The sequence below is a fragment of the Variovorax boronicumulans NBRC 103145 genome (assembly GCF_001591345.1).
In the GTDB taxonomy this organism is placed as follows: Bacteria; Pseudomonadota; Gammaproteobacteria; order Burkholderiales; family Burkholderiaceae_C; genus Variovorax; species Variovorax boronicumulans.
In genome coordinates this window covers 1-7,551 of record NZ_BCUS01000189.1, presented here as the reverse complement: position 1 = coordinate 7,551, position 7,551 = coordinate 1, and the positions used below count along the sequence as shown (strand labels likewise).

The window sequence follows — 7,551 nt, the reverse complement described above, 5'->3', positions numbered from 1 at the left end:
CCATGCCGCGGCCACGGCCGCGCCGCTGCCGGCCCGTGGGCCCCCGCGTTCCGCCTGAGCGATCAGCAACAGCGCTGTCTGTCGGTGCACCCCGGGTGCGCGCAGGCAGTCCCTTTGGCTTGAAGTTCGTGGAGCCGGTTCCCCATGAAGCAGCACTCCCGCGCCCTGGCGATCGCCATGGCATTTCCTTTCAGCGCGCCGGTGTGGGCGCAGCAGCAAACGCCGCCGGATGTTGATCCGCCGGAGGCCGGCGCCGCGGCCGCCCCGGGGCGCACGCTGGGTACCGTCACCATCAGCGGCGGCCGGCCGACCTCGCTGCCGACGCAGATCCCCACCACCATCGAAGGCGTGACCGCCGAGCAGATCGCCGAGACGGTCAACGCGACCGACGCCGAAGACGCGCTCAAGTACCTGCCGAGCCTGCTGGTGCGCAAGCGCTACATCGGCGACTTCAACCACGCGGTGCTGGCCACCCGCGCCTCGGGCACGGGCAACAGCGCGCGCGCGATGGTCTACGCCGACGGCATCATGCTGTCGAACCCGCTGGGCAACGGCGCCACCTTCGCGCCGCGCTGGGGCATGGTGTCGCCCGACGAGATCGAGCGCGTCGACGTGCTCTACGGCCCGTTCTCGGCCGCCTACCCGGGCAACTCGGTGGGCGCCGTGGTCGACTACGTGACGCGCATGCCCACGCAGCTCGAGGCGCACGTCAAGCTCAGCGGCTTCACCTCGAACTTCGACCTGTACAACAGCCATTCGTCGCCGGGCGGCCAGCAGCTCGACCTGTCGCTGGGCAGCCGCAGCGGCGACTGGTCGTGGTGGCTCGGCGCCTCGCGCACCCACAGCAAGGGGCAGTCGCTGTCGTTCGCCAACCGGCTCGTGAGCGCCGGCACGGTAGGCAGCGCGGGCACGCCCGTCACCGGCGCGGTGCTCGGGCTGAACCCGTCGAACCAGCCGTGGTGGCTGCTGGGCGGCATCACCGCCTACGACACCACCCAGGAGCAGGCCAAGCTCAAGCTGGCCTACGACTTCTCGCCCACCGTGCGCGCCACCTACACGCTGGGCGCCTGGCACAACACCACGCACGGCAGCACCGACACGTACCTGCGCGATGCGCTCGGCCTGCCGGTGTACGGCGGGCGCGTGAACCTCGGCGGACGCACCTACAACCTCGACACGCCGGCCGCCGCCTTCGCGCCGACCGAGACGGCGCTCACGCACTACATGCACGGCCTCTCGGTGAAGAGCCACACGGGCGGCGTGTTCGACTGGGAGGTGGCGGCGAGCCTGTTCGACTACGCGAAGGACACCTCGCGCACGCCGACCACGGCGCTGCCGGGCGCCTTCTACGGCGGCCCGGGCCGCACCACCGACATGGGCGGCACCGGCTGGCACACCTTCAAGGCCGCGGGCACTTGGCGGCCCACCGGCTCGGCCGAAGGCGTGGGCGCGCACGTGGTCGACTTCGGCGTCCAGCAGGACACCGCACGGCTGCGCAGCGCCATCGGCAACACGCGCGACTGGATCGGCGGGCCGGCCGTGTCGCCGTTCTCAGCCTTCAACGGCAACACGCGACTGCGTTCGCTCTACGTGCAGGACACCTGGCGCTTCGCGAAAGACTGGAAGACCACGCTGGGGCTGCGCCATGAGCGCTGGGAGGCCTTCGGCGGCCAGCTCGGCAATGCGGCGCGGCTGCTCGACTTCACGCCGCGCAAGAACAGCTTCGTCTCGCCCAAGGCCGCGCTCGCCTGGCAGGCCACGCCCGACTGGCACTTCAAGGCCTCGGTCGGCCGCGCCGTGCGCATGCCCACCGTGAGCGAGCTCTACCAGGGCTCGATCGAGGGCAACCGCATCGTCAACACCAACCCCGACCTGCGCCCGGAGCGCTCGTGGACCGCCGAGCTGAGCGCCGAGCGCGACCTCAAGCGCTGGGGCGTCGACGGCGTGCTGCGCACCACGCTGTTCTTCGAGCACACGAAGGACGCGCTCTACACCCAGGCGCTCACCAACCTCGTGAGCACCGTGCAGAACGTCGATGCCATCCGCACGCGCGGGCTGGAGGTGGCGATCAACACGGTCGACGCGGGCATCCAGGGGCTGGACCTGGGCGGCAGCCTCACGCTGACCGATTCGAAGATCACCGCCAACCGCGGCTTCCCAGCCAGCGTCGGGCGCGACCAGCCGCGCGTGCCCAAGGTGCGCGCCTCGCTGCTCGCCACCTACCGGCCCGACGCGAAGTGGAGCTACACCGTCGGCGCGCGCTACAGCGGCCGGCAGTACGGCACGCTCGACAACAGCGACCCGAACGGCATGGCCTTCATGGGCTTCTCGAAGTTCTTCGTGGTCGATGCGCGCATCCGCTACCGCATCGACCGCCAATGGAGCGCCGCCGTCGGCATCGACAACCTGAACAACCGCACCTACTGGGCCTTCCACCCGTACCCGCAACGCACCTTCGTGGCCGAACTGAAGTTCGACCTCTGACCCTCACTTTTTCCTCTCCAAGGACACCCGCCATGACGAAGCTTTCGACCCCTACGTTCCACATCCTCGCCGCCTGCGCCCTGCTGGCCGGTGCCGGCGCCGCCGGTGCCCACGTGAGCCTGCCCCCGGGCGGCGCGACCGTCGGCAGCGAGTACAACGCCGCCTTCCGCGTCGGCCACGCCTGCGAAGGCGCCAAGGCCACCACCGGCCTCGCGGTGCGCCTGCCCAAGGGCTTCGTGCTCACCGACGCCCAGGCGCGCAAGGGCTGGAAGCTCGACGCGCCCAAGGCCGGCAGCGCCGAAGGCGAAGTGCGCTGGACGGCAGAGACGCCGCAGAACGCGCTGCCCGGCAGCGAGCGCGGCGAGTTCGTGCTGCGCGGCAAGGTGCCCGCCACGCCGGGCCCGCTGTGGTTCAAGGTGCGCCAGGACTGCGACGTCGGCGGCGTCGACTGGGCCGAAGTGCCCGCCGCGGGAAGCACCACGGCCGGCCTGAAGAAGCCCGCGGCCAAGCTCGACGTGGTGGCGCAGGGCGTGGCCACGGTCGACGTGCGCGACGCGTGGGTGCGCCAGTCGGTACCGGGCCAGAGCGGCACGGGTGCCTTCATGAAGCTCACCGCGCCCACGGGAACGAAGCTGGTCGGCATCTCGACGCCCGCCGCCGGCGTGGCCGAGGTGCACGAGATGAAGATGGAAGGCGACACCATGCGCATGCGCGAACTCGCGGGCGGCCTCGAGCTGCCGGCCGGCAAGACTGTCGAGCTCAAGCCCGGTGGCTACCACGTGATGCTGATGGACCTGAAGGGCGCGATGACCAAGGGCGCGACCGTGCCCATGACCCTGAAGTTCGAGGACGCCAAGGGCGCGAAGACGACGCTGGAGCTGAAGCTGCCGGTCGGTGCGCCCGAAGGCGCCGCTGCTGCCGCTGCGCCCGCGGCGGGCGGTGCGCACCAGCACAAGCACTGACCCCCTCGGGGCCCCGCCGGACCGTCAGAGCAACTGGTCCGGCGCCAGCGGCCCGAACAGCCGCAGCAGGAAGCGCAGCGTGGCGCTCGCGTCGGGCTCGGTGTCCGTGTCCTGCAGGCCGCTGCCTTCGGGCGCGTGCCACACCAGCGTGCCTTTTGCGAGTTCGACATGCCAGGCGCGCTCGCGCATGCCGCGCTCGATCTGCTCGGCGGCCATGCGCGAGAGTTCGCCGCTGCGGATCAGCAGCGCGATCTCGGTGTTCTGCAGCTGCGAGCGCAGGTCGAGATTCATCGAGCCGACCACCAGCAGCCGGCCGTCCATCACCAGCACCTTGGAGTGCAGCATCGCGCGCGATTCACCGCTGACGCTGCCTGCGCCGCTGCCGCCCGAGGAACCGAACACATTGCCGAAGTCGGCCTGTTCGCTGCGCAGCTCGTAGAGCTCCACGCCCGCGGCGAGCAGCGCCTTGCGGTGGCGCGCATAGCCGACGTGGGCGATGGGCGCGTCGTTCGAGGCCAGTGAATTCGTCAGCACCCGGATGCGCACGCCCCGCGCGCGCGCCGCGGCAAAGGCCTGCTGCATGTCGGGGCCGGGCACGAAGTAGGGCGAGATGATCAGCAGGTCGGTGCGCGCCTGGCCGATCAGGTGCAGCAGGCCTTCGACCACCGTGTCGCCGCTGGAGGCCAGGTCGGCCAGCGCGGTGGCGCTGCGCGAGGGCAGCTCGGGCCGACTGACCACGAGGTCGGGGTTGCGCACCGCGCCGGGGCCGCTGTCGGCCGGGATCTTGCCGGGCGCGTCGGCCAGCATCAGGGCCGGGGCCCAGACGAAGGCGGCGCTGCGCAGGTCGAGCGGTTTCTCGTCCCAGGCGCGGGCGCGCTGCTCGGGCGTGGGGCCGGCGCCGGGGCGCGGCTCGCCGTCCGGGGGCTTGGGCTGGTTGCGTGCTTCGGCCGCTTCGTCGCTGAGTTCCTGGTCGACCCGGCGCGCGCGGTCGCGGATGCGCTGGAACTCCTCGCGCGAGACCAGCGACTGCACGGGGTAGGCGCGCTCGTTGTTCCAGTAGCTGTCGAAGCTGCGCGAGAGGTCCTGCACGATCGGGCCGGCCGCCAGCACGTCGACGTCGACGAAGTTGCCGGTGGTGGCGTTGCCGAAGTAGGCGTCGCCCAGGTTGCGCCCGCCCGTCACGCCCATCACGTTGTCGGCCAGGAACAGCTTGTTGTGCATGCGCTGCTGGATGCGCGAGACCTCGCCGATGGCGTTGAGCATGCGGTTGAAGCCGGTGCCGCGCGAACCCGCGAGCGGGTTGAACAGCCGCATCTCGATGTTCGGGATGAAGGCCAGGCCGAGCACCAGCGCGTCGCGGCCGATGGTGTGGAAGTCGTCCAGCAGGATGCGCACCCGCACGCCGCGCTCGGCCGCCGCCTGCAGCCCGCGCACCAGCCGGCCGGTGCTGGCGTCGGCGTGGATGGCGTAGTACTGCAGGTCCAGCGTCTTCTGTGCGTTCTCGATCAGCGCCAGCCGGCTGCCATAGGCGGCCTGCGGGCCGCCCAGCAAAACGAATCCCGAGTCGAAGCGCGCCTTGTCGGCCTGTCGCCGCTCTTTCAGCAGCGTGGCCAGCGCCGTGCCGTCGGGTGAGGCGAGTGCGGTCGAGACGGGGCGGTCCACATCCTTCGGCAACTGCGCGCAGGCGCCGAGCACCAGGAGGGCCAGCAGCGCGATGCTGCGGCGGACCAACGCGTGGAAGGAAGAAGAAGGCATGCGGCGGGGTCTTTCCGGGGGCTTGGGAAGGCGGTGCCGCATGTATAGCCGAGTTGGCGCCCGTCGTGGGTGGGACGGGCGGCCAACCGGTGAGGGAAGACGTCGCTCAGCGCCCGGCGCCGAGCTCTTCCTGGCGCTCCAGCGCGGCGAGCAGTTCGTCGTCGATCTTGGCGTGGCGCTCGCTCAGCTCGACCGCGCGCGAGGCGTCGCTTGCATAGATGGCGCCGCCGTCGAGTTCGAGCATTTCGCTGATGCGCTTCTGCTCGGTTTCGAGGGCTTCGATCTGCGCGGGCAGGGCTTCGAGTTCGCGCTGCTCCTTGTAAGAGAGCTTCTTGCGGGGTCCGCCCGTGGCGGCGGCGGGTGCAGCCGCGGGGGCCGGGACCGGTGCGGCGGCTGGAGGCGGCGGTGGCGCCGACGCGAGGCGCTGCTCGGCGATCTCGCGCGCGCGCTTGGACTGGATCAGCCAGTCTTCCACGCTGCCCTCGTACTCGCGCCAGCGGCCGTCGCCCTCGAAGGCGATCGTGCTGGTCACCACGTTGTCGAGGAAGGTGCGGTCGTGGCTCACGAGGAACACGGTGCCGTCGTAGTCCTGCAGCAGGCCTTCGAGCAGCTCGAGCGTGTCGATGTCCAGGTCGTTGGTCGGCTCGTCGAGCACCAGCACGTTGGCCGGGCGCGCGAACAGGCGGGCCAGCAGCAGGCGGTTGCGTTCGCCGCCGCTGAGCGAGCGCACGGGGGAGTTGGCGCGCGCCGGCGAGAACAGGAAGTCCGAGAGGTAGCTCTTGACGTGCTTCTTCTGGCTGCCGATTTCGATCCATTCGCTGCCGGGGCTGATGAAGTCTTCCAGCGTGGCGTCGAGGTCGAGCTTGTCGCGCATCTGGTCGAAGTACGCTACCTGCTGGTTGGTGCCGCGGCGGATCTTGCCGCTGTCGGGCTCGAGTTCGCCCAGGATCAGCTTGAGCAGCGTCGTCTTGCCGGCGCCGTTCGGGCCCAGCAGGCCGATCTTGTCGCCGCGCAGGATGGTGCCGCTGAAACCGCGGATCACGGTCTTCTCGCCGAAGGACTTGGTGGCGTCGGTGAGCTCGGCCACGATCTTGCCGCTGGACTGGCCCGAGGCGACATCCATGTTGACGCTGCCCTGCACCTCGCGGCGCGCGGCGCGGCTGGCGCGCAGCTCCTGCAGCCGGGTGATGCGGCTCTGGCTGCGCGTGCGGCGTGCTTCGACGCCCTTGCGGATCCAGATCTCTTCCTGCGCCAGCAGCTTGTCGGCCTTGGCGCTGATGATCGCTTCCTGGGCGAGCTGCTCTTCCTTCTGGACGAGGTACTGCTCGAAGTTGCCCGGGTAGGAACCCAGCTTGCCCCGGTCGAGCTCCACGATGCGGGTGGCGACGCGGTTCAGGAAGCTGCGGTCGTGGGTGATGGTGACGACGCTGCCCTTGAAGTCGATCAGCAGTTGTTCCAGCCACTCGATGGAGTCGAGGTCCAGGTGGTTGGTCGGCTCATCTAGTAAGAGCACGTCCGGCGCGGCCACCAGGGCCTGGGCCAGCGCGACCCGCTTGCGCGTGCCGCCGGAGAGCGAGCCGACGCGCGCGTTGCGATCGAGGTGGAGGCGATGCAGCGTCTCTTCGACGCGCTGCTCCCAGTTCCAAGCGTCGTAGGCTTCGATCTTGGACTGCAGGGCGTCCAGGTCGAGCCCGTCCGCACCGGAGAGGTACAGGTCGCGGATGGCGATGACTTCGCCCAGGCCCTGGCTGGCGGCGGTGAAGACGTCCGCATCCATGTCCAGCGCGGGTTCCTGCGCCACGTAGGCCACGCGCAGGTTCTGCTGCAGCTGCAGCGTGCCGTCGTCTGGCTTTTCCAGCCCGCCCAGTATCTTGAGCATCGACGACTTGCCGGCACCATTGCGGCCGATCAGGCCGATGCGTTCCGATTCGAGAAGAGAGAAGTCCGCATGATCCAGCAGCGGGACGTGACCGAACGCGAGCTGCGCGTCGAGGAGTGTGATGAGTGCCATGTGGCACGGATTATCGGAGGGGCGGGTGACGGCGCCTGGCGGCTGGGGAAGAAGGCTTCTTTGTGGCTCTCTATATAGAAGGGGCTGGAATCCCCTGGAAGAGATGCCGGCAGCTAGGGAAGAGGTTTGGAGCCGGCGGCGAGCGAGGTAGCAAAGGTCTTCTTCAAGTTTCTTTCGGCTTGGCTTGCACGAGCCGAAATCTGTCATATACTCGTGGGCTTCGCTGCTGAATACCTCTGGTGTTTGAAGCGACCGGTGCTCTCAGGAGTGTTGGTTGTGAGTGGTGAAGAAAGTCTTCGAAAGTTGACGCGGTTTGAGAAAACAGTGCATAATCGAGGG

Annotated in this window: 4 protein-coding genes; 2 read left to right on the top strand and 2 right to left on the bottom strand. The window is 69.6% G+C overall.

The window, feature by feature from the left end; genetic code table 11:
* Positions 1-144 precede the first annotated feature (144 nt).
* Positions 145-2,484, top strand: a complete 2,340-nt coding sequence (locus VBO01S_RS30005; RefSeq protein WP_062482502.1) for a TonB-dependent receptor — start codon at positions 145-147, stop codon at positions 2,482-2,484.
* A 32-nt stretch (positions 2,485-2,516) separates the two neighbouring features.
* Positions 2,517-3,446, top strand: coding sequence for a copper chaperone PCu(A)C domain-containing protein (locus VBO01S_RS33480; protein ID WP_062482500.1), 930 nt, complete (start codon positions 2,517-2,519; stop codon positions 3,444-3,446).
* A gap of 24 nt (positions 3,447-3,470) precedes the next feature.
* On the opposite strand, the gene VBO01S_RS29995 is transcribed toward VBO01S_RS33480, so the two are convergent.
* A complete protein-coding gene (locus VBO01S_RS29995) occupies positions 3,471-5,201 on the bottom strand; it encodes a phospholipase D family protein (RefSeq protein WP_062482498.1) in 1,731 nt (576 codons plus the stop codon).
* Positions 5,202-5,307: 106 nt separating this feature from the next.
* The gene (locus VBO01S_RS29990) at positions 5,308-7,212 is read right to left on the bottom strand and encodes an ATP-binding cassette domain-containing protein (protein ID WP_062482495.1); all 1,905 of its coding nucleotides are present in this window, start codon (positions 7,210-7,212) and stop codon (positions 5,308-5,310) included.
* Positions 7,213-7,551: the final 339 nt, after the last annotated feature.